The organism is Arthrobacter sp. R4, assembly GCF_051365025.1.
In the GTDB taxonomy this organism is placed as follows: domain Bacteria; phylum Actinomycetota; class Actinomycetes; order Actinomycetales; family Micrococcaceae; genus Arthrobacter.
In genome coordinates this window covers 262,038-283,477 of record NZ_JBLWIJ010000013.1, presented here as the reverse complement: position 1 = coordinate 283,477, position 21,440 = coordinate 262,038, and the positions used below count along the sequence as shown (strand labels likewise).

The following is a 21,440-nucleotide window of genomic DNA, read 5'->3' as shown; positions in this document are numbered from 1 at the left end:
AGGAATGTCCCTCGCGGGGCAGTACCTGGTTCTGCAGTTGCTGATCGTCCTCGCTGTCCTCGTCGCCGTGGTGGCCATCTCCCTGGCCCAGTCGGCCGCGGCTTTCGAACGCACCGAAGGGCGCCGTGCGCTGTCCGCAGCCGAAGCGCTCGCTGCCAGCCCGACGGTCCGCGAACTGCTCCCTGCCGCCGAGCCACGGGCAGGGTCAGCCCTTCCCGCCGTGGCCGAGTCGGTGCGTACCGTGTCCGGCTCCTCGCACGTAGTGCTCGCAAAGCTGGACCGCACCGTCGTCGCATCCTCCGATCCCAGCATGCTGGGCCGGCAGATGGAGCTCGGCCCAAGCCGGGTCATGGACGGCCGCTCGTGGACGGGTGTTGTGGCCGGGTCCGGTACCCAGTCCCTGTCCGCGCACGTCCCGGTCCTGGATGACGCCGGGAAGATGATCGGCATCGCCTCCGTCAGCCGCGACTATCCCTCCACACTGGAGCGGCTGGGGGACGCCGTCCCAAATCTCCTCACGTACCTGGGGGTTGCCAGCGTCCTGGGGGTGGCCGGTTCGTTGCTCCTGTCCCGCCGGGTGAAACGGCAGACCCTGGGCATGGAGCCCAGCGAAATTACCGGGCTGGTGGAAAACCGCGAGGCCATGCTCCATGGCCTGAAGGAAGGGGTGGTCGCCCTGGACCCGCACGAGCGCATCACCGTGGCCAATGACAGCGCCCGGGCGCTGCTCGGCCTGCCAGCGGACTGCGTGGGCAAGAGGCTGACGAGCCTTGCCGTGGAGCCGGCCCTTAAGGAAGTCCTCACCCGCGAGCAGCCCGGACCGGACCAGTTGGTGCTCGTCGGTGACCGCCTGGTGGTGCTGAACCGCGTTCCCATCAAGTCCCGAGGCCGGGACATCGGATCCGTCACCACGCTCCGCGACCGCACGGAGCTTTCCTCGCTGGAACAGGAACTGGGCGCCACGAGGACCGCCACGGACACGCTCCGCGCGCAGGCCCACGAATTCGCCAACCAGCTGCACGTGATATCCGGGCTGATCCAGATCGGTGAATATGACTCGGTGGTGCAGTTCGTCAACGGCGCCACGCTGGACCGGACCCGGCTCAACGACGAGGTCACCAGCCGGATCCAGGACCCGGCGCTCGCTGCCCTGCTAATTGCCAAGTCCAGCCTCGCCACCGAACGCGGTGTGTCCTTGCAGTTGGACCCGGAATCCGGCCTTGCCCGCGTTGACGACGAGCTTTCGCGCGATCTCACCACCGTCGTCGGGAACCTCGTGGACAACGCGTTCGACGCCGTCGCCGGGCTTCCGGAGGCAGCCGTCAGGGTGCACGTGGAGGACACAGCCGACGGCGTCACGGTCACCGTACGGGACACCGGCCCCGGTGTTCCCGGCAGGGACAGGGACGAGATCTTCCGCCAGGGGTTCACTACCAAAACACCCGGCCCGGGCGGCAGCCGAGGCTTCGGACTGGCGCTCTCGCGGGTGGTTTGCCGTCGCAGCGGCGGCGACCTCACCGTGGACAATGACAAGGGGGCAGTTTTCACCGCACGCCTGTTGCGGGCGTACGCGAGAGGTACACAGCCATGATCAAAGTCCTGATCGTCGACGACGACTTTATGGTGGCCAAGGTCCACGCGGGCTTCATCCAGCGCACTCCCGGGTTCGCCGTCGTCGGGGTTGCCCACACCGGTGCGCAGGCGGTGACCGAAACCGAACGCCTCCAACCTGACCTGGTCCTGCTGGATATCCACCTGCCGGACATCAACGGCCTGGACCTGATGCATCAGCTGCGCGACGTGGCTCCGGAGCTGGACGTGCTGGTGATCAGTGCCGCCCGCGAGGTGGACACTGTGCGCAAAGCCCTCCGCGGCGGAATTGTGCACTACCTCATCAAGCCGTTTTCGCAGACCGACCTGCAGGAACGGCTGGAGCACTACCGCAGCGCCTATCACGGCCTTGACTTGTCCAAGGATGTGGCGGAGCAGTCGGACGTCAACCGCGTGTTCGGCCTGGACCGGACCGAGCGGCCGCTGCCGAAGGGGTGCAGCGTCGAAACACTCAAGCTGGTGGAGGCGGCGCTGAAAGAGGCCGACGGCGACCTGTCCGCCGCGGAAGTGGCAGTCCAGCTGGGCACATCACGCGTCAGCGCGCGCCGGTACTTGGAATACCTTCACGACGAAGGCGTGCTGGAAGTCCGGCTTAAATACGGTGTGGGCCGGCCGGAGCGCAGGTATGTGCTGAAGGCCTGAGTGGTTGGGGCTAGCGCTCGCCGCCGGACGTCCGGCCCGGAAGGAACTCCGAGGGGAGCTCCGCTACGGGGATGATCACCATGTCCTGGACCTTCCAGTCCAGGCCAATGCAGGCCTCCCGGGCTGCCTCCAGCTGTTCCAGGCTTGGCATGCGGCCCCTGGCGGGGACCACAAACGATTCCACGTGGAACACGTGGCCCTCATCGCGAATCCGCGACTCCGCCGTCTCCGTCCAGTCCAGGCCGCGGAGGTACTCGTCCAGCCGGTGCCCGAGCGGGTGCGGTTCGGCGTCGTCGTACGTCCTGGCCCGCTTGTCCATGAGGGCAGAGATGGCTGCCCGCGTGTTCCGGACGCCGTCATGCAGGATGCTGAAGGAGATAACCAGGGCCGCGGCGTAGTCGGCCCACCACAGGCCAAAGCCGATGCCGGCCACGCCCACGGCGGCGGCGGCCGCGGTCATCCAGTCCGCCTTGTTCATGTCAGCATCGGCATAGAGGACTTTGTCGTGGAGTTTTTCGGCGAGCTTCATTTTGACCCGACCGAGGAAAACCGGCGGGACCGCGGTGAGGATCATGGCGCCGATCATCATCCATCCCAGCCAAATGGTCTGGCCGAAGAAGTCGAAACCGCCGATGGTGGGGTGCTCGGCGCTGAGGAGTCCCATTCCGGAATCCACGATCAGGTAGGCACCCATGACGGTCAGTGCCACGGCGGCCACCACATGGGCGATGCCCACCGCACGGTGGAACCCGTAGGGGTGCTCTTCGTTGGGCTTCCTGCGGATCACCTGCGCCGCCACCAGGAAGGAGATGGGTGGCAGGAAGGACAGTACATCTTCCACCCAGGCGGCCTTCATGGCCTGCGAGTTGCCCAGGACGGCGAAGACCAGCGCCGTGGACGCGGCCAGGAAGCCGATGGTGATCCACTCGAACTTCACCGCCTTGCGCAGGGCTTCCTTCTGCTCCTCGGGCAGTTCCGTGTGTCCGAAGCGCACGGGGGCGCCCTTGACCATAGTCATCCCTGCTCCTTCGCTTCCATCAGGAACTTGTCGAGTTCCAGCAGGAACGCATTCTCGCCCAACGGCACCAGCATCACGTGCTTATGAAGGGAGTCGCGGCTGTCGCGGGATTCCGCGTAGACCCGGGTCAGCCCGCCGTGCTGGGCCCACGGGGTCTTGTCGTCGAGGCCGCCGATGACCAGGTCCAGCTGCCCATGCTTGAGTTCCTCGGCCAAAACGTGTTCGGTTCCGGGCACCCAGTCAATGTCCGCACCGAGCCTGGCGGCGAAGTCCCGGACCAGGTCCGCGTCGGTGCCCTGCACGTCTTCGCCTGAAATTTCCACCCATTCGCCGTTTTCGCTGGCACCCACGCGCAGGGTGCCGTCCACCACGCGCTCCAGCGTTCCGCCGGGATCCGCCGGATACGTTCCGCAGCCTGCCAGTGCCAGCGCGGAGGCCAGCACCAAGGCAACTTTGCTTCCCAATCGTCGCATGCGGGCTCCTCAGATAGGCGTCGTCAACTCCATTAGACAGCCTACTTACCTTTATGTGCCACGGAACCGTTTTGCCACAGCACGCCGGGCGGGCGTGCTGTCGGGGAGCGCGTTGGGCCGCAGTGCATTAGGCCGCAGGGGAGTCAGCGAAGCAGCGTGTTCACTAGCCTGGCGGCAACTTTCGCAGTCCGGCCGTCGACGTCGAAACCCGGGTTCAGCTCGGCCACGTCGAAATGCAGGAGCTTTCCGCTGTCCGCCACCTGCCGGCACACCGCGCTGATCACCGGCAGGGGCACTCCGTAGGCGGCGGGCGCGCTCACCCCGGGAGCCACCGACGCCGGCAGCACGTCAAGGTCGATGGTCAGGTACAGCACGTCCACGCTGTCCAGGAACCGCGCAACGAAAGCCCCTACCCGTTCGCCGGAGCAGTCCTCATCCAGCAGGTACTCCACACCCAACCGCTCCGCCGTGCCGAAAAGCGCCCGGGTGTTGTTCGGCTCGGAGATCCCGACGACGGCATAGCGGAAGTCGCGCCCCGCGGCAGCTTCCGCCCGGGCCATTTGGAGGAACGGCGTGCCGGAGCTGGGCAGCGGTTCGTCCCGGAGGTCGAAGTGGGCGTCCAGGTTCAGGACGCCCAGCCGCCGGCCGCCACGCACTGCGTCGGAGCCGGCCACCCCCAGATAGCTTGCAAAGGCGGTTTCGTGCCCGCCGCCCAGCACCACGGTGAGCCTGCCGGCGTCGATCATGGCGGCAATAACTTGCCCGGCACGGGCCTGGCCGGTCTCCAGCGCGCCCTCCGCTACCACCACGTCCCCGGCATCGGACACCGCACGGTCCAGGTGGAAGGCCAGCGGTGCCAAGGCAGTTCGGATTGCTGCGGGGGCGAGGGCTGCGCCGGTCCTGCCCTTGTTGCGCAGCACGCCTTCATCGCTCGCGAATCCGAGGAGGACGGCGGGTCGCAGGGCATCGGCCGGCCGCCGGACCTCTGCTGGCGAAAGCGAGGCCGCAGGGTTAACCGAACCATCGGCGTCGCCCTGCATATACGGCGATACCGCCTGCCACCATCGCCGATGTTCGCCGCCGTCGCCGTCGAACCGCCCTGTCCAGGGCTGCGGGGGGACGTCGACGGTGAGTGCGGGGAGTGCCATGTTTCAAGCTCACCGCATGCCAACTGCGAAAGCGAGCCGGACCGCCGTCGTAATGTCTGTAATTCCGGAATTGAGGTTTACCGGGGCCCCGGAACCAGCGATGCCGGCTGCTGTGGCGGCGGGGTGTGGCGGCGGGGGTGCGGCGGTACTGGGGCTAAAGTGGAGCAACCCCTCCACGGGTGCCCCTGTCCGCGGACAGGGGCCGTGGCAGTTACACCGAGTGCAACGAAGCAGGCCGGAACACCATGTTTGAAGCGCCCAGCATCCTCTTCGCCGCGGCAGGCGCCGCGGTTTTTGTTGCCGCAATCCTCCCCAAGGTCCTGCGCAACGCGCCTTTCTCCATGCCTATGGTGTTCCTCGGCGCCGGGATGGCGGCCTTCTCCCTGATACCGGGCCTGCCCGATCCGGATCCGATCGTGCACAGCGATCTTGCCCTGCACCTCTCGGAGATCTGCGTCATCATCTCCCTGATGGGCGCGGGCCTGGCCCTGGACCGGCCCATAGGGCGCCGGAAGTGGTCCACCACGTGGCGGCTCCTCGGGATAGCCATGCCGCTGTGCATCATTGCCCTGACCTTGCTGGGGCTGTGGTTCCTGGGGCTGGGGCTGGGCGCTGCCCTGCTGGTGGCTTCCGCCCTGGCACCCACGGACCCGGTGCTGGCCTCCGAAGTGCAGGTGGGTGAACCGGCTGACGCACAGGAAGAAGAGGACAAGGAGGACGAGGTCCGCTTCGGGCTGACGTCCGAGGCCGGCCTGAACGACGGGCTGGCGTTCCCGTTTGTGTACCTCGCCATCGCCATCAGCGTGGTGGGCGCGTCGCCGTCGGCCTGGTTCCCGCAGTGGATTGGCGTGGATGTGGCCTGGCGGCTGGGCGTGGGGGTCCTCATGGGTTTCCTCATCGGGAAAATGCTGGCCCTGCTGTTTTTCTCGGCCAGCAAGGAAAGCATGCGGCTGGCAAACCACTCCGAAGGGTTCGTGGCCCTGGCGGCAACGTTCCTGGCCTACGGCTTGACCGAGATGGTGGAGGGTTATGGTTTCATCGCCGTCTTTGTCTGCGCTGTGACCATCCGGTCCGCGGAGCATACCCACGGCTACCACCGCGTGCTTCACTCCTATGTGGAGCAGCTCGAACGGCTCATGACCGTGGTGATCCTTGTCCTGCTCGGCGGTGCGATTGCCCGTGGACTCCTGGCGGGCATCGGCTGGACGGAGTTCCTGGTCGCGTTGGCGTTCCTGCTCTTGGTGCGGCCGGCAGCCGGCTGGGTCGGGTTGCTGGGTGGAAAGACCGGCCCGCGGGAGCGCATTGCCCTCTCCTTCTTCGGGATCCGGGGCATCGGCTCCCTGTACTACCTCGCGTATGCCCTGGGCAAAGGGCAGTTCTCGGAGCAGGCCGAGTGGCTGTGGTCCTTTGTGGGGCTTGTGGTGGCCCTGTCCATCGTGATCCATGGGGCCACCACCTCGCCGCTCATGAACCGGCTGGACCGCCTCCGCGAGCGAAAGGCCGTCGCGGAGTCCGGCGATGAGGGCAAGGCCCCCACTACGCCGGTCTGAGCGTTGGCTGCCTAGGGGCCCGCCCGTGAAGCCGCGTTGAACTACATTCCCAGCGCGGCCTCAATCGGTCCTACCGCGAAGAACAGCAGGAAGGCGCCGGCCACCGCCCACATGAGCGGGTGGACATCCTTGGCCCGTCCCTGCACGACGCGGATCAGGACGTAACCGATGAAGCCGGCGCCCAAACCGTTGGCGATCGAGTACGTGAACGGCATCAGGGTGATCGTCAGGAAGGCCGGGAGGGCAATGCCCCAGTCCTGCCAGTCGATCTTTCCCACTTGGGACACCATCATGAAGCCAACAACCACCAGGGCCGGAGCCACGGCTTCGAAAGGCACCAGGTTGATCAAGGGCGTGAAGAACATGGCCACCAGGAACAGCAGGCCGGTGACGATGGAAGCAATACCGGTTCGGGCGCCTTCACCAATGCCTGCGCCGGCCTCCACGAAGATCTGGTTCGAGGAGACCGAGGCGCCGCCGCCGACGATTGCGCCGAGGGCGTCAACCTGCAGGACACGGTCGACGTCGGGGATGTTGCCGTGTTCGTCCACCGTGCCGGCCTCGTTGGCAAGGCCCACCATGGTGCCCATCGCGTCGAAGAAGATGCTGAGCAGTATCACGAAGGCCAGGAGGGTGGCGGCCACGAAGCCCAAGTGCTCAAAGGCGCCGAACGGGTTGGCCTTGCCAATCAGCGAGAGGTCCGGGGCGGCCCATCCCGAGAAAGCGGGAGCAACCAGGGACCAGCCCTGAGGGTTGAACGGCTTGTCCGGGGCGACGCTGGGGCCGATGTGCAGTGTCAGCTCCAGGATTACGGAGATGACGGTGGAGGCGATGATGCCGATCAGGATGGCCCCCTTGACCTTCCGCACCACCAGGGCGATGGTGAGGACCAGGCCGAACACAAACACTGCCGTTGGCCAGCCCAGGAGCTTGCCGTCGAAGCCCAGGCCCACGGGGACCGTGGTTCCGGCGACGTCGGGGATACGGCGGACAAAGCCGGCGTTCACCAGGCCAATCAGGGCAATGAACAGGCCGATGCCCACCACAATGGCGGTTTTGATGCCGTCCGGAACGGCCTTGAACACAGCGGTCCGGAAGCCGGTGAGGACCAGGATCAGCATGGTGACGCCGGAAAGCACCACCAGGCCCATCATGTCCGGCCAGGTCAGGCCCGGGTTGGTGGCCACGGTGACGGCCACGAAGGCGTTGACGCCCAGGCCGGTGGCCAAGGCGAACGGGTGCTTTGCCCAGGCCCCCATGAGGATGGTGAGGATGCCGGCCACAAAGGCGGTCACGGCAGCCACGGCAGGGAAGCCGAGGGAGTTGCCGCTGGAGTCGGCGCCGGAGAGAATCAGCGGGTTCAGCACCACGATGTAGCTCATGGCGAAGAAGGTGGCGAACCCGCCGCGGATCTCGCGGGAGAGGTTGGACCCCCGCTCGGTGATCTTGAAGTACCGGTCCAGTGCAGAGCCTTGCTTAAGCATTAGTCCTCCGGGGGAGTCTGTGGGGATAGTTGAATCCTATGGGCCGTCAGGGCGGCCGGCCGGCAAATTCGCCTAGTCTGTAAGGAAGCCAACACAAGGGAGCAGTCCAAGCATGCGTTCCATCCGCCGCCAGTTTCTGAGCGCCGCGCTCGGTTCGTTCGTCCTCGCCGCCCTGATTCTGGGACTGGCCGGACCGGCCTCAGCCCACGACGCCGCTGAATCCAGCAGCCCCGCCCAAGGCGCTACCGTGGCCACGCCACCGGAAACCGTTTCGGTCACCTTCAACAACAATCCCCTGGGCATTGGCTCGCAGTTCTCCGTGAAGGACGCGGCAGGTGCTGAGTGGGCGGACGGCGCCGTCGAGATCGTCGACAACGTGGCCTCCCAAAAGCTCAAGGCGGGCGCTCCGGCCGGAGCCTACACGGTGAGCTGGAGGGTGGTCAGTTCGGATTCCCACCCCATTGAGGGGACGTTCGGGTTCACCGCCACGGCGGCTGCCGCCGGTGCGGCACCGGGAGCAGGATCGACGTCGGCCCCTGCCGTCCCCGGCATGGCTTCAGCGCAGCCGGGCATCACCGCGAACCCGTTGCCCGCCCAGGACGCATCCGAGCCGTTCCCCTGGAGCCTGGTGATCTTCGCAGCCGTGGCCGTGGGCCTTCTGGCGGCCATCGGCATCCTCGCCAAACGGCGCCTGTCCGCGGGCGGCGACGAAGAAGACAGCCCATAGCGGGCGGATTGCCGCCGGCCCGCCAGACGGGGTTCCCCGTGCGGGTGAGTCAGCGCAGGCTCGGTGAGTCAGCGCAGGCCCTAGGCGGGGAGGACTGCGAAAGTGCCGGTGAGCATGGTGGGTGCGTTCTCCGGGTGGACTTTCGAGGAGATCGCTTGGCCCACGGTCTTTGCCTGGCGCAGGACTTCTTTGGGCGACGGCGTGATCAGGTCGCCCACTCCCACCAGGTAGATGCCGATAGCCCGCATCGCGGCCACCAGGTTGCGTCCCACGGCAATACCGAAATCGCTCAGCATGCGGCGCAGTTGGCTGTGGGCGCAACGGGTGAGGACGATGTGGTCGGCAAGAAGGATGCCGGTGGGCGTGCGTACCTCCCACATGTGCGATGCCGCCCCTTCGGCCGTTGCCTCGTCGGCCATGGCCCCCTGGACCGGCGCCGGGCGGACCATGCTCAGCTGGACGGCGCGGGTGGTGTTGCGGACGTCCACTTGGTGGCTGGCCGCATAATTGCGCAGATGGCGGAGGATTTCGTTCCGCTCCCGAAGGGAGACGGAGTCTGCTGCGTCGCAGCGTTGCAGCGAAGCGGTATTGGCCGGTTGTCCGGCGCCCAGGATGTCGAGCCCGTCCACCACGATTGAGTGCACACCCCTACGGCGCAGTTCGGCGGCCACGGCCAAGCCTGAGAGGCCAGTGCCGATAATCACCGTGGTGGTCTGTTCGGTCCCGCCATTCACAGGCATGCTTGACACTACAGTTTCCTCCTTCGAAGGTGTGGGCAAACGCAGGCATCATCGCCATGCTCTCGCTCCGTTACCCCCAAAGTCCGGTCGCAATAGCTGGCCCGGGACGTTCTGACATAGAGCATCCCGGACCAGCAGTGCCTCGAAGACTACAGAACAAAAAGCTCCATGGATAGCCCAACCGCAAACATTCTTTTCGCGTCGAACCAGGTTTTGAATACGCTTTCCGCCGGCAGCGAAACCGGGTGTGGATAACTTCCCGTTGCAGCCCTGCACATGCTTGCTAAGAGCCTGTGGACCGAGAATAGTGAGAAGTGGAGGCAGGCTTTCCGGATCGGGTGCGTCGCTGTCCGGCAGGTGCACGCGGAACGGCCTGCTTCTGGCAGAATAGCCGCAACATCAGGCAGTATCGCGAGGAGGCGGCCCCCATGGGCGCACAAGAGATGCATCCGGACCCGGCACGGGACAACGGCGAGAGTTCCACCGCTCCTTTGGGAATCGTGGTGGGCGTTGACGGATCGGATCATGGCCAGTGTGCCCTTGTCTGGGCGGCCCGCGAAGCTGAGCGCCGTCGCCGCCCCCTGCATATCGTCACCGCGTACTCCGTGCCGATCTTCGCTGCGTCCGGACTCGACGGCGGTTACGCCACCGTGGACGATTCGGTGATCCGTGAAGGGGCTGAAGCGATCGTCAAGCAGGCCTTGGACAAGGTGTCCGGCTACAACATCGATGTTGATGCTTCGGTTGAAAACGGCGACGCTTCCGGCGTGCTGCTGGAGATGTCCGAGTCTGCTGAGCTGTTGGTTTTCGGGACCCGCGGCCGGGGCGGTTTTGTGGGCCGCCTTCTCGGGTCCGTGAGCAGCGCGCTTCCGGCGCACGCCAAGTGCCCCACCGTGACGGTTCCGCTGATCTGCTCCGACCGGCTGGGGGAGACCACCGAGGACAAAAGGATCAAAGCCGAACAGGCCAAGTCGGGCCACCAGCCCGTGGAGAACGTGGTGGTAGTGGGCGTTGACGGATCCGAGCAGGCACGTGTCGCCGTTTTGGAAGCGGCGTCCCAGGCCGAACGCCTCGGCGCAACACTGCGTGTGGTGTGCGCGGTTCCCCAGTACAGCGGCTCGCTCGCCTGGGTCCCGGCGCCGATGGACCGCAAGGCCCTCTTCGCCGATATCCGGGTCCAGCTGGATGCCGGGATGGCGTGGCTCAAGAGCCACTACCCACACCTGCCCGTGGAATCCGAGCTGAAGGACGGCTCGCCCGTGGATGTCCTCGTGGAAGCCAGCAGGCACGTGGAACTTATCGTGGTGGGAACCCGCGGACGCGGCGGCTTTACCGGAATGCTCCTGGGCTCAACCTCCGACGGCGTACTGCACCACGCGAAGGGGCCCGTCCTTGTTGTCCCGGACCGGGAGGATCCGCGGCTCGCCGACAGGGCAAGCTTCGGTCCCATCCTCGGCGCAGCCTGACGCCCTGCCCACCGCCCAAGTCAGCCGCCAGGTCGGCGGCCTAAGCCAGCGTTCTAAAGCACCGCGTTAAGCCATAGTCCAAAGACACCGCTCGAAAGCTCCGTCTCCAGACTCACGTGCAGGCCTCACGATCAGGAGGCATGGAAATGCCAGACCCCCATGGCCCGGTTCTGGGACTGGAGCATGTTCGTTCCGCGATGGTGGCACTTGTCGGTGGAAAGGCCGCAAACCTTGGTGAGCTGATGTCCGCCGGGCTGCCCGTACCGGACGGCTTCTGCCTCACCACCGAGGCGTACCGCCTGGCAACGGCCCGCGGCGGGCAGGGCCTGCAGGGGGACGGGCAACAGGAACAGTCCGCCGGGCGGTCCCTGGCCAGCGTCCACCAGGCGCTGAACGAGCAGGCTCGGAACCGCCGTGCACGGAACGGCCAGGCCGGGAACGGCACCGCCCATGGCGACCTGCCGGTACTCGCCGCGCTGGCAGGGCGTGCACGGGACCTGATCGGAGAAAACCCGGTGCCCCGTGACATAGCCGCCGCCATTGGGGAGGCGTACGCGGCGCTGGGAGAGAACGTGCCTGTTGCAGTCAGGTCCTCGGCCACCGCCGAGGACCTTCCTTCCGCCAGCTTCGCCGGCCAGCAGGATACCTACCTCAACGTGGTGGGGGCCGCCGCCGTCGTGGAAGCCGTCCGGAACTGCTGGGCCTCGCTCTGGACCGACCGCGCCGTCAGCTACCGCGCCGAACTGGGCATAGACGCCTCCACCGTGGCGCTCGCCGTGGTGGTGCAGCGGATGGTGGACGCCACCACGGCAGGGGTGATGTTTACCGCCAACCCACTGACGGGCCGGCGGCAGCAGGCAGTCATCGATGCCAGCCCGGGCCTCGGCGAAGCCGTGGTCTCCGGCTCGGTCAACCCGGACCACTTTGTGGTGGACCCCGGTACGGGGCAGGTCCTCGAGCGGCGCCTGGGGGACAAACGCCTGGTGGTGCGCCCGCTGCCCGGCGGCGGAACTGAAACCCTGGACGTGCCCAACGCGGGAACGGACGCCTGCCTGACCGACAGCCAGGCGGCCGACCTTGCCCGGCTAGGCCTGCGGGTCGAGCAGCATTTCGGCTTCCCGCAGGACACGGAGTGGGCCATCGACCACGATGGCAAGCTGTGGCTCACGCAGTCGCGGCCCATCACCACCCTTTATCCGCTGCCGGAGAGGGCAGCTGCCCGGGCCGGAACCCGCGTGTACCTGTGTTTCAGCCTGGCCCAGGGCCTTACCCGCCCCATCACGCCGATGGGGCTGGCCGCTTTCAGGCTGATCGCCTCGTCGGTGGCGCGGGCCGCCCGCTTTGACGTGCCGGATCCCCGCAACGGTCCGCCACCGTATGTGGAAGCCGGGCAACGCATTTACTTCGACCTGACCACGGTGGCCCGCAGCACCACTGGCCGGCGGATCGTTCCCCGGGTGTTTGACGTGATGGAGGCCCGATCAGCCGCGGTGCTACGGCGCGTGTTCGAGGACCCCAGGTTTTCGGTGACCAACAGGACACCGATCGGCCTGCTCCGGCACGTGGTTCCGGCGGCAGTGCACGCCCGGGCACCTGAGACGCTCCTCCGTGCCCTGTTCAGGCCAGAAGCCGCACTCAGGCGGGTGAACAGTTTTTCCCGCGAGTTCGGGAAATCCCTGGAGCTCGGGCCCGGGGCCACGCCTGCGGAGCGACTCGAACACGCCGAATTCCTCCTCGGCAACCGCCTCTTCCCGATTGTGCCGGCAGTGCTTCCCCTCCCGGCCCTGGGGTTCGCCATGCTGGGACTGACCGGAAAGCTGCTGGGCGGCCACCGGTGGGACGATCTCCAGAAGGTGCTGCGGGGGCTGCCCAACAACGTGACCACCGAGATGGACCTGGAGCTCTGGCGGCTCGCCACGGTAGTCAGGGACGACGGCGGATCCTCCGCCGTGCTCAGGAACCAGGCGCCTACGGCGCTGGCAGAACAATACAACGCCGGCCAGCTGCCGGCCGTCCTGCAAACCGGCCTTGCCCGTTTTATGGACAGATACGGCCAACGGGCGGTGGCGGAGATCGACGTCGGTATGCCGCGTTGGTCCGATGACCCCACGCACATCCTTGGGGTGCTGGCCAACTACCTCCGGCTGGAGGATTCCTCGCTGGCACCGGACGTGCAGTTCAGCGCCGCCGAGGAGCAGGCGAAGGAAACCGTGGAGCGCCTGGTGGGAGAAGCCAGGAGCCGCGGCCGGCTCCGCGGCATGGTGGTGCGTGCAGCGCTGCGGCGCGCCAGGCTTTTCGCTGGCCTGCGCGAACTGCCCAAGTACCAGATCGTGGTAGGCCTCGCCGAGGTGCGCCACCAGCTTCAGCAGGTGGGGGCGGCACTCGCCGCAGCCGGAAGCATCGCCGATCCCGACGACATTTTCTTCCTGGATTTCAGCGAGGCACGCCAAGGGCTCAACGGACGAAAGACGGGAGCGGCCGGCGGTGACAACGCTGCCGACGCGCAGGACCTGCGCAGCCTCGTGAGACGGCGGAGGGAAGCTTACGCCCTCGAACTGGAACGCCGCCACGTGCCCCGGGTCCTCCTTTCGGACGGTACTGAACCGGAGGCCGTGCCGTCGGGCGGTCAGGGCGCCGCACCAGCGGTGCCCGGGACGCTCAGCGGCAGCCCGGCGTCCGCGGGCACCGTCAGCTCAACCGCGCGGGTCATCCTGGATCCGGTGGGCGCCCATCTGGAACCGGGGGAGATCCTCGTGGCGCCGTCCACGGACCCCGGCTGGACGCCTTTGTTCCTGACCGCGGGCGGCCTGGTGATGGAAATGGGCGGCCCCAATTCGCACGGTGCCGTGGTGGCGCGGGAGTATGGGATCCCGGCCGTGGTGGGTGTCCCGGACGCCACCATCCTGCTGTCCAATGGGCAGAAAATAACGGTGGATGGCGCTGCCGGAACCGTGGTCCCCGGGTAGCCATTGCGCCAAAGACGGGTAGTGTACGGGGCCGTTGGCAGGCGTAACCTGAACCTATGGGCTCCAAGGATGGGGTGTGGTTTGAATGAACCGCGCATGGTTGCGGTGGGTGCCCGCCGCCGCAGTGCCGGCCGTCATTGCCGCCGGAGTGCTGGCGGGTTCTATCCCCGCACGCGCAGGGGACCCGCTGCCTGAGAAAACTGCGGCGCAGGTGCTGGCTCTGCTCGGCGAACACCAGACAAAAACCCTTTCCGGCACCGTAGAGCAAACCTCCGAGCTCGGCTTGCCGGAACTGCCGGAGACCGGTCCGTCGTCCGGACCAGCGGCGGCCGGGGGAGTAGCCTCGATCGCCGAACTGCTGACCGGCCAGCACACCGCGAGGGTATATCTGGACGGTCCTGCGAAGGTCCGGATCCAGCTCGTGGACCGACTCGCGGAGCGCGACGTCATCCGCAGGGACAGCGAGGTCTGGTTCTACAACTCAAGGGACAACTCGGCCGCGCACCTGACGCTTCCGGCCTTCGCCCGGGACCTGCCCCTGCCGGCACCGCCGCCCGAACCGAAGCCGTTGCCCGAACCGCAGGTTGACCCTGCACCGCCGGCCCAGGACCCCGCCGCCCCGAAGCCACCCAGCCCACCGGACAGCGGCACTGCACCTGACATGCCTGTGCCGATGCCGGAGTACTCCGTTCCGACGCCGGAGGAGATAGCTACCAGGCTGCTTGCCGCTGTGGACAGCACTACCCAGGTCACCGTAGGAACGGACGTCGAAGTCGCCGGACGGGCGGCCTACAACCTAGTGCTCGAGCCCCGGACGCAGGGGACCCTCGTGGGACAGGTTGCGATCGCCGTCGATGGTGAAACGGGACTGCCGCTGAAGGTATCGGTGACGGCACGTGGCCACACGGAACCTGCCTTCCAAGCCGGATTCACCAGCCTGTCCCTGGCCGCACCAGAGGATTCGCTCTTCAACTTCGTCCCGCCGCCCGGTGCCACGGTCAAGGAACTTCAGCTGCCGCTTCCCGGCGCGCGGCCCTGGCCGGTCACATCGGGATTCCCGGGATCACCTGGCACGGTTATCACCCCTGACGCGCTTCTGGAGGCCGCCCCCACCCATGCCATGCCTGACGTGGCCCGTCCCACCCTGACCGGCACCGGCTGGGAGACCGTGATCGGGTTCCCGGCGCCACCAACCGGGCAAGGATCCGCGTTGAGTGAATCCTTGCTGGCGGATCCGTTCCTGTCCCAGGCCGCCGTCGTCGTTCCCGGTGGAAGGCTGCTGTCCACCACTTTGGTCAACGTGCTGATTGCCGACGACGGGCGCATCTTCGTGGGTATGGTTCCGCCGGAGCGGCTGCAGGCCGCAGCGGGCGCCGTGGCCAAGTGACAGCCGCTGAGGGCGGCACCGCAACAGGGGCAGGGGCAACCGGGGCGGGGGCCGGAAAAGGCACAGCCGGGTTGACCATCGAAACGCAGGGCCTGACCAAGCGGTTCGGCCATCAGGTCGCAGTGGACGGCGTGAATCTGGCGGTGCCCCAAGGTTCAGTGTTTGGTTTCCTGGGGCCGAACGGTTCCGGAAAAACCACCACCATCCGCATGATGCTCGGCCTCGCGGCGGCGTCGGCCGGCACCGTCAGCGTCCTGGGGCTCGACATGCCGAACCGGCTTCATGAAGTCCTGCCGCGCGTCGGAGCCCTAGTGGAGGGGCCGGCGTTTTATCCCTTCCTGTCCGGGGCCGCGAACCTGCACCGGCTGGACGCCGCGAGCCGCCACGCGCGCCCTGCCACGCGCAGGGCCCGGGTGGGTGAGGCGCTGGAGCGGGTTGGCCTGTCACATGCTGCCGGCAAACGGGTCCATGCCTACTCGCTCGGCATGAAGCAGCGCCTCGGGATAGCGAACGCCCTGCTGTCCCCGCGCGAACTCCTGGTTTTGGACGAGCCCACCAACGGGCTGGACCCGCAGGGCACCCGGGAAGTGCGGAACCTGGTCCGCTCGCTGGCCGCCGACGGCGCCACCGTGTTCGTTTCCAGCCACCTCCTGGCCGAAGTGGAACAAATTTGTACGCACGCCGCCATCATGAGTACCGGCCGCCTCGTTGCCCAGGGCCCGCTCTCGGAACTTCGGCAGGCTGGCGAAGCCAGGATCCGCCTGTTAACGCCCGACGCCGGGACCGCCTTTGGTGTCCTGGCTCGGCTGGGGATGACTCCCGTGGCTGGCAGCCCCGAAGCCGACGGGGAGGTGGTCACCGCAACGACGTCGGTCACGGCAGGCCGAACGTTCACGGCAGGGCCCGGTGGTGACGGGCCCGGTGCAGAAGTGTCCGGTGCAGAAGTGCCCGGCGCAGAAGTGCCCGGCGCAGAAGTGTCCGGTGCTGAGTTGTCCGGTGCGCTGGCACCGGAGGAGATCGTTGCCCGGCTGGTGGAGGCCGGGGTGCGGGTGCGCGGATTTTCGGTTGAGCGCGAGAGCCTCGAAGACCGTTTCGTGGCGCTGACGGGGGAGGGGTTTGACGTTGCCCAGTAGCGTGCCCGGCGAGTTGCCCAACAGGCTGCCGCGGCGACAGTCCGGCGGTCAGGTCCGCGGAGTCTCTGAGGGCCTCACCGCACCGGACCGCGCCGCGTCCAGCATCCCACTCCTGGGTTCCGAACTGGGTGTCCTCTTCAGGCGCCGCCGAACCTGGGCCCTGCTCCTGGCACTGGCCGCGATTCCGGTGCTGATCGCCGTCGCGGTCCGGATCTCATCCAGCGTCCCGGCGGGCCGGGGGCCCGCCTTCCTGGACCGGATTGCCCAGAACGGACTCTTTGTGGCGGTCACTGCGATGCTGGTGTCCGTCCCGTTGTTCCTTCCCCTCACCGTGGGGGTGGTTGCCGGGGATACCATCGCCGGGGAGGCGAGCCTGGGTACGCTCCGGTACTTGCTGGTGGCACCGGCTGGCCGAGTGCGGCTTTTGCTGGTGAAGTATGCCGGCGCGCTGGCTTTTTGCCTGGCGGCGCCTGTCACGGTTGCGTTGGCCGGGGCAGCCATTGGTGCATCGCTGTTTCCCATTGGGCCGGTCACCCTGCTGTCCGGCGACGTGGTCCAGCCGCCGGAAGCTGCCCTCCGCCTGGTACTGATCGCGGCGTACCTGGCGGTGTCGCTGGCAGGGCTGTCAGCGATCGGCCTTTTCCTGTCCACGCTGACGGTTGTCCCGGTGGGGGCGATGGCCGCCACGGTGGTCCTGTCAGTGGTGTCCCAGGTCCTGGACCAGTTGCCCCAGCTGGAATGGCTGCATCCATGGCTGTTCAGCCATTACTGGCTTGGATTTGGGGACCTGCTGCGGCAGCCGGTGCTGTGGGATTCCTTTGCCAGCAATGCGCTGCTGCAGGCAGGCTACGTGGCCGTGTTCGGTGCGCTCGCGTACGGCAGGTTCGTCACCAAGGACGTCCTGTCCTGAGGTTCGCTGCCCAGTGTGCCAAGCCGGTGCGGCCAGCACATGTCGCGTCGGTAACCCGTGGCGTCAGTAGCGGGCTGCGTACGGGTACAACTGCATGGCGGCCATACTGCTCAGTGAGGTGACGCCGATCCCTTCCTGGGGGTTGAGCGCCTGCACCACCTGGCCGTTTCCGAGGTAGATGGCTACGTGATAGAAGTTCGGCGCGGAGCCCCACACGAGCAGGTCACCGCGCTGGGCCTGCGAAATCGGGACATGGACCGGCGCCGAAGCGTACTGCTGCGCGGCCGTGCGTGGGAGGTACTTGCCGGCCGCGGCGAAAGACGTCTGGACCAGGCCTGAGCAGTCAAAGCCGTACGGGCCGGTGCCGCCCCATTGGTAGTAGAACGGTGCACCAACCTTGGTCATGGCCACCGAGATGGCGGTTTCGTTGGAGCCGCTTTGTGAGGGCGCTGGTGCGGGAGCAGGTGCCGGCGCTGGAGCGGGCGCTGGTGCTGGTGCGGGAGCAGGTGCCGGCGCTGGTGCGGGAGCGGGCGCTGCGGGCGCTGGAGCAGGTGCGGGCGCTGCGGGTGCGGCCGGTATGTTGCCTGCTGAGCCCTGTCGGGCAGGAGCCTGCTCAGCCGCAGCCTGTTCGGCGGCAGCCCGGTCGGCCTCGGCGCTGAGGGCAGCGAGCCTTGCCTCCTCACGCTGCCGGTCCAGTGCGTCAACCCGGGCCGATTCGAGGGCCACCGTAGTGTTTCGCAACTGGGCAAGCTGGTCCACCAGGACCGTCCGCTGTGCGGCTGCATCGGCCACAGTCTTGGCTTGGGCGGCGTTGGCCTGTTCGGCCTCGGTCTTGCGGGCCTCGGCGTTCCGGGCTGCATCGTCTGCTGCCCTGTTGGCGTCCTGGGCCGCTTCCGTCAGCGACGTGGCCGCCGACGCCGCGTTCGCCGCGGATTCGAACGCACGGCTCCGGCTTGCCGAGATGGCTTCAAGGGTCGCAGCTTGCCCCAGGACGTCCCCGCCGCCCGTGACGAAGGTGGTCAGGGCAGGGTTCATGCCGCCGTTGCGGTAGAGGTCCCCGGCCAGTTGCCCCACCTGCTTGCGGGTCTTGTCTTGCTCCAGCCCCGCGGACTTCGCCCGGGCGGTGGCGGCTTCGGCGGTTGCTTGCCGCGACTGAAGTTCCACGAGCGCGTCGCTGTAGGTGTTGTTTGCCTGCATCGCTGCGGCGAAGGTGACCGCCTGGGCACGGGCGGCGTCGGCCAGGAGGCGCTCAATGGCGGTGACCTGGTCCGCCGTCGCGCTTTCACTGGCTTTTGCCGCGGCGATGTCTTCAGGAGACGGGACCTCCGGCGTTCCCGGCACCCGGGCAGCCGGCAACGCGGCCGCAGGCAGCGCAACCGTATGGGCCGGCGGTGCAGGGACAGCCTGGGCCGGAGCTGGGATGCCTGCAAGAAGTACGATGGCGAGGCCAAGCAGGGCGGTCTTCGGACCGGATCCGGGTGAAGCCATTCGCAGAACCTCGCAGCATCGTTGGGCTGGGGAGCGAGGCCTGGTGGACGGCACCCAGTGCCCCTCTGCCGATCCCTCAGCATTCAGAGGCTACGTGAGCCATTGCACTTTGGCAACACTGGTCACATCAATAACATAAACAACAAGCGCGGCCTGCGAGTGCATTTCGTGGCGGCGTGTCGTGGATGATGCCGGTTGTCCACATGGGGAGTTCACGCCATGTCCTACCGCGGCACCGGGACCGTAGCATTGGTGGCAGGACGAGTAACGGGGGGAACTGGGCATGGAACCGACATGGGGAATCGAGGGTCCTGACTTTTTGGGGTGGTACCTGACGGCGGGGTGTTTGCTGGCAGCTTCCGTCTTTCTGCTTCGGCTGTTCACCGGCGGGCTTCTTCCCCTCTACCGGAAGGTAGATCCGCATACCCTCGCGCCGCTGGATCTGGCCTACCTTAGCGGCGGTCCGTTCCATGCTGTTTCCGTCAGCCATTGGGTCTGGACCCACCAAAGCAGCGGGCAGCCTTCCACGGAGGAACGTCGCTTCCTGGACGCCAACTGGCAAGATCCCCTGCTCCAGGCTGTCGCCGGGACAGCCAGATACCCCGGGTCCACGCCCAAATCATGCATGGCGGAGGCGTCTGTCCAGGGCCAGCTTCGCGACCGCCACCGGCGTCTTGCCCGGCTCGGGCTGGTCCGCGGCCGCGGAGTGATGCTCGGCCTGAAGGCCCTGAAATGGGCCATCATGCTGCTATTGGCGCTGGGAGTGGTGCGCATCATCGCTGGCATGCTCAACGGCCGGGACTTCATCAACCTGGTGGGCGCAGTCATGGCAGGCATTTTCGCCTTTGTTGTCCTCACGGCGAAGATCCCCGCCATCACCCAGCCGGGGATCCAAATTCTCCGTGAACTGCGGCGGGAGAACCAGGACCTCCGGCCGGACAAGACGGCCGGTTACGCCGGTGTTGCTCCCTTCCGGCTTGCGGTGGGGGCAGCGCTCTTTGGCGCCGCCGGCCTGTGGACGGCCGCGCCCGCCTACGCGTCGGCCATGGGTGTTCCAGCCGCCGGGGCTGGTGCCAGCGGTGGCACGTACTATGGGGATCCGGTCTCTACGTCTTCATCCTCATCGTCGGGCAGCGGCGGCAGCTCTTCCTGCAGCGGTGGCGGTAGCTGTGGCGGCGGCGGTTGTGGTGGGTAGCAGTGGCCTGCTTTCGCCTGGCGTGGGCATTGGCTGGCGGCCGGGGCTGGCCGGACCCATTGCGCGCCTGGCCGGCCTTTCCTTTGCCGAGGTAGTGGCCGAAAACCTGCACGATCATGGCCACGGCATTGACGTCCCGGCTCCCCTGCAGGAGCTGATCGACGGTGGCCTGACCGCCGTCGCACACGGAATCTCGCTGTCCCTTGGGTCAGCCGCCGAGGTGGACCAGACCCGGCTCGCGCACCTGAGGTCGGCGGGCGAAGCAATCAATGCCCCTCTTGTCAGTGAACACATTGCCTTTGTTCGGTCCGGCGGCGAGGTCCCAGCCGGCGCACCGCACGCAGACCTCCTCGAAGCCGGACACCTGCTTCCCGTACCGCGGAACCATGACTCACTGCTCGTGCTGGCCGCGAATGTCCGCCAGGCGCAGGCCGGCCTTGGCGTTCCGCTGGCCCTCGAGCCCATCGCGGCGCTGGCGGAATGGCCGGATAACTCCATGACCGAAGGCCAGTTCCTGTCAGAGTTGCTGGACCGCACCAGTGCCCTCCTGGTGCTCGATGTGGCCAACGTCTACGCCAACGCTGTAAACAATGGGCGCGAGCCCTTGGCCGCACTCCTTGAATTTCCGCTCGAGCGGATTGCCTACTGCCATATTGCCGGGGGACAGGTGCTCGATGGCCTTTACCAGGACACCCACCAGGAACCGGTACCCGTGGAAGTGCTGGAGCTGGCCGCAGAACTCGTTCGCGTGGCCGGTCCGCTGCCGCTGATGTTGGAGCGCGACGGCAACTTCCCGCCCGAACCAGCCTTCTTCGCCGAGCTGGACTCGATCGCGGATGCCGCAGGCATGCCACGCGTCACGCCTGGGGCTGCAGCACGGGGCGCCGGCTGATGGGACCGGCGGAATCCACGGCAGGCAACGCTCCCGACGCCGAACCCGGCCTGTCCGTGGCACGTTCCGTGCTTGCCGCGCGGCAACAGGAGCTAGTGGCCGCGCTGGTGGCCGACGGTCCTGTTCCCGACGGATTTGATCCCCAACGGTTGACCGCTGTCAGGCTGGGCCTGGCCAGGAAACGGCTCGGCGGCATCGGGCAGCATTTTCCGGCGCTGGCGGCCGAAGTCCGCTCAGACCCCACGCTTTGGGAGCTGTATTTCAACTGGCATCTTTCGCACCCGCCCATGCCGCGGGCTGGCTCCTTTGCCGACGGCGCCGCGCTGGTTGACTTCCTGGATGATGAAGGCCGGCTGCCCACAGCGGCCACCCGTGAAGCATTGATGCTGCGGATGGACACCTCGCCTGCGCCGGACGGCCGCCGGATCCCGGCCCGCTGGTTCGGTGTCAGGCTCGTGCGGGTGGGTGCAGGCCGCTGGTGGGCTGCCGGAAGCCACCGTCGCTGGGTCTGGGTGCGCGGTCCCCGCTGACCATCTGCACAGGCCCCGTCTCTCCGTGAGCCGTGTGTTTTCCTGCATCGCGATGCCGCCTGGCAGCGGCCCGGGCACCG

General features: G+C 67.2%; 18 protein-coding genes. 12 read left to right on the top strand and 6 right to left on the bottom strand.

What is annotated here, in order from left to right; all coding sequences use genetic code 11:
- The first annotated feature begins 4 nt into the window (after positions 1–4).
- The gene (locus ACLKOZ_RS09825) at positions 5–1,591 is read left to right on the top strand and encodes an ATP-binding protein (protein ID WP_436474771.1); all 1,587 of its coding nucleotides are present in this window, start codon (positions 5–7) and stop codon (positions 1,589–1,591) included.
- The gene (locus ACLKOZ_RS09820) at positions 1,588–2,253 is read left to right on the top strand and encodes a response regulator (RefSeq protein ID WP_337347111.1); all 666 of its coding nucleotides are present in this window, start codon (positions 1,588–1,590) and stop codon (positions 2,251–2,253) included. Before ACLKOZ_RS09825 ends, ACLKOZ_RS09820 begins: the two co-directional genes overlap by 4 nt.
- Positions 2,254–2,263: 10 nt before the next feature.
- Here the strand turns inward: ACLKOZ_RS09820 and ACLKOZ_RS09815 are convergent, their stop codons facing one another.
- From ACLKOZ_RS09815 to hutG, 3 genes are all read right to left on the bottom strand, one after another.
- On the bottom strand, positions 2,264–3,265 hold the full coding sequence (locus ACLKOZ_RS09815; protein ID WP_436474769.1) for a cation transporter: 1,002 nt from the start codon (positions 3,263–3,265) through the stop codon (positions 2,264–2,266).
- 2 nt (positions 3,266–3,267) lie between these two features.
- Positions 3,268–3,744: a transporter substrate-binding domain-containing protein gene (locus ACLKOZ_RS09810; protein WP_436474703.1), complete on the bottom strand. Its 477-nt coding sequence runs from the start codon at positions 3,742–3,744 to the stop codon at positions 3,268–3,270.
- Positions 3,745–3,887: 143 nt separating this feature from the next.
- Positions 3,888–4,892, bottom strand: a complete 1,005-nt coding sequence (gene hutG / locus ACLKOZ_RS09805; RefSeq protein WP_436474701.1) for a formimidoylglutamase — start codon at positions 4,890–4,892, stop codon at positions 3,888–3,890.
- Positions 4,893–5,137: 245 nt separating this feature from the next.
- On the opposite strand from hutG, the gene ACLKOZ_RS09800 reads away from it, so the two are divergent.
- Positions 5,138–6,442: a cation:proton antiporter gene (locus ACLKOZ_RS09800; protein WP_436474699.1), complete on the top strand. Its 1,305-nt coding sequence runs from the start codon at positions 5,138–5,140 to the stop codon at positions 6,440–6,442.
- 41 nt (positions 6,443–6,483) lie between these two features.
- Here ACLKOZ_RS09800 and ACLKOZ_RS09795 read toward each other — a convergent pair whose 3' ends face one another.
- The gene (locus tag ACLKOZ_RS09795; RefSeq protein ID WP_436474697.1) at positions 6,484–7,926 is read right to left on the bottom strand and encodes an NCS2 family permease; all 1,443 of its coding nucleotides are present in this window, start codon (positions 7,924–7,926) and stop codon (positions 6,484–6,486) included.
- 112 nt (positions 7,927–8,038) lie between these two features.
- Between ACLKOZ_RS09795 and ACLKOZ_RS09790 the strand changes: the two genes are divergently transcribed.
- Positions 8,039–8,653, top strand: a complete 615-nt coding sequence (locus tag ACLKOZ_RS09790; RefSeq protein WP_436474695.1) for a copper resistance CopC family protein — start codon at positions 8,039–8,041, stop codon at positions 8,651–8,653.
- 80 nt (positions 8,654–8,733) lie between these two features.
- Here the strand turns inward: ACLKOZ_RS09790 and ACLKOZ_RS09785 are convergent, their stop codons facing one another.
- Positions 8,734–9,393 carry an FAD/NAD(P)-binding protein gene (locus ACLKOZ_RS09785; protein ID WP_337351963.1) on the bottom strand — a complete coding sequence of 220 codons (660 nt, stop codon included), beginning with the start codon at positions 9,391–9,393 and terminating at the stop codon, positions 8,734–8,736.
- Between the two features lie 428 nt (positions 9,394–9,821).
- On the opposite strand from ACLKOZ_RS09785, the gene ACLKOZ_RS09780 reads away from it, so the two are divergent.
- From ACLKOZ_RS09780 to ACLKOZ_RS09760, 5 genes are all read left to right on the top strand, one after another.
- Complete coding sequence (locus ACLKOZ_RS09780; protein WP_436474693.1) at positions 9,822–10,859, top strand: universal stress protein; 1,038 nt, start codon at positions 9,822–9,824, stop codon at positions 10,857–10,859.
- A 140-nt stretch (positions 10,860–10,999) separates the two neighbouring features.
- Entirely contained in the window at positions 11,000–13,825 is a 2,826-nt protein-coding gene (locus ACLKOZ_RS09775) for a PEP/pyruvate-binding domain-containing protein (protein WP_436474691.1), read from the top strand.
- Between the two features lie 85 nt (positions 13,826–13,910).
- Positions 13,911–15,212, top strand: coding sequence for a LolA family protein (locus ACLKOZ_RS09770; protein WP_436474689.1), 1,302 nt, complete (start codon positions 13,911–13,913; stop codon positions 15,210–15,212).
- Positions 15,209–16,345 carry an ABC transporter ATP-binding protein gene (locus ACLKOZ_RS09765; protein WP_436474687.1) on the top strand — a complete coding sequence of 379 codons (1,137 nt, stop codon included), beginning with the start codon at positions 15,209–15,211 and terminating at the stop codon, positions 16,343–16,345. The genes ACLKOZ_RS09770 and ACLKOZ_RS09765 overlap by 4 nt, the downstream gene beginning before the upstream one ends.
- A gap of 103 nt (positions 16,346–16,448) precedes the next feature.
- Positions 16,449–17,255, top strand: coding sequence for an ABC transporter permease (locus ACLKOZ_RS09760; protein WP_337351964.1), 807 nt, complete (start codon positions 16,449–16,451; stop codon positions 17,253–17,255).
- A 63-nt stretch (positions 17,256–17,318) separates the two neighbouring features.
- Here ACLKOZ_RS09760 and ACLKOZ_RS09755 read toward each other — a convergent pair whose 3' ends face one another.
- The gene (locus ACLKOZ_RS09755; protein ID WP_436474686.1) at positions 17,319–18,743 is read right to left on the bottom strand and encodes a C40 family peptidase; all 1,425 of its coding nucleotides are present in this window, start codon (positions 18,741–18,743) and stop codon (positions 17,319–17,321) included.
- A gap of 283 nt (positions 18,744–19,026) precedes the next feature.
- Here ACLKOZ_RS09755 and ACLKOZ_RS09750 point away from each other — a divergent pair, with 283 nt between their 5' ends.
- The 3 genes from ACLKOZ_RS09750 to ACLKOZ_RS09740 are packed head-to-tail and all read left to right on the top strand — an operon-like array spanning position 19,027 to position 21,360.
- A complete protein-coding gene (locus tag ACLKOZ_RS09750; protein ID WP_436474684.1) occupies positions 19,027–19,938 on the top strand; it encodes a TIGR04222 domain-containing membrane protein in 912 nt (303 codons plus the stop codon).
- Positions 19,901–20,830 (top strand): DUF692 domain-containing protein, encoded by a 930-nt coding sequence (locus ACLKOZ_RS09745; RefSeq protein WP_436474682.1) that lies wholly within the window; start codon positions 19,901–19,903, stop codon positions 20,828–20,830. Before ACLKOZ_RS09750 ends, ACLKOZ_RS09745 begins: the two co-directional genes overlap by 38 nt.
- Positions 20,830–21,360 carry a hypothetical protein gene (locus ACLKOZ_RS09740; protein WP_436474680.1) on the top strand — a complete coding sequence of 177 codons (531 nt, stop codon included), beginning with the start codon at positions 20,830–20,832 and terminating at the stop codon, positions 21,358–21,360. The genes ACLKOZ_RS09745 and ACLKOZ_RS09740 overlap by 1 nt, the downstream gene beginning before the upstream one ends.
- Positions 21,361–21,440: the final 80 nt, after the last annotated feature.